This is a genomic window from Virgibacillus sp. DJP39 (assembly GCF_049310925.1).
Taxonomy (GTDB): domain Bacteria; phylum Bacillota; class Bacilli; order Bacillales; family Amphibacillaceae; genus Virgibacillus_F.
Window position 1 is genome coordinate 1 of the sequence record NZ_JBMERP010000210.1, and the last position, 532, is coordinate 532.

The following is a 532-nucleotide window of genomic DNA, read 5'->3' on the forward strand; positions in this document are numbered from 1 at the left end:
TTGTTTCATCGTATCTAAGTCCAACTTTTGATTAAGTCTAGACATGGTAGGTTGGGAAGCAAGTTCTGTTTTATTTAAAATTGTAGTCAGAGCTGGATCATATTTTAAATCGTCTGCGTGATCATCAGCATGGTAGCCTGTAACGTGTTGATAAATTTTCTGCATGATAACGCCGATGTTTTCATGTGTGTGATGTACTACGTCATCCTTAATTTGTACCATTTTTTCAATGATACTACTCAACCCGATGGCATCATTAAATTCTTTGTACAATAAGATGCCAGCGTCAGATGTTAAATCACCACCGTCAAAGTTCACTTTCACGCGTTTATTGAAATTCATTGCTTGTTCGTTTATACTTGGCATTGTAGGAGCCCCTTTGGTATGTTTTTGTTCGTAACTTAACTTTACCAAAGTTTGGGCTCCTTTTCATGTGTTTAGTTTCACCTTCTGGGTGAAACTAGCTATTCTTACAATCCCTTGTCCCCATTGAGTTTTATGCTCTAGAGAGATGAATCATGAATAGTTCAGG

The 532-nt window shown here is 37.2% G+C and carries 1 protein-coding gene; it reads right to left on the reverse strand.

The features are described 5' to 3' along the window. Positions 1 to 366, reverse strand: a 366-nt coding sequence (locus ACOI1D_RS21855) for a transposase (RefSeq protein WP_422504316.1), incomplete at its 3' end; no start/stop codon positions are given. Positions 367 to 532 lie beyond the last annotated feature (166 nt).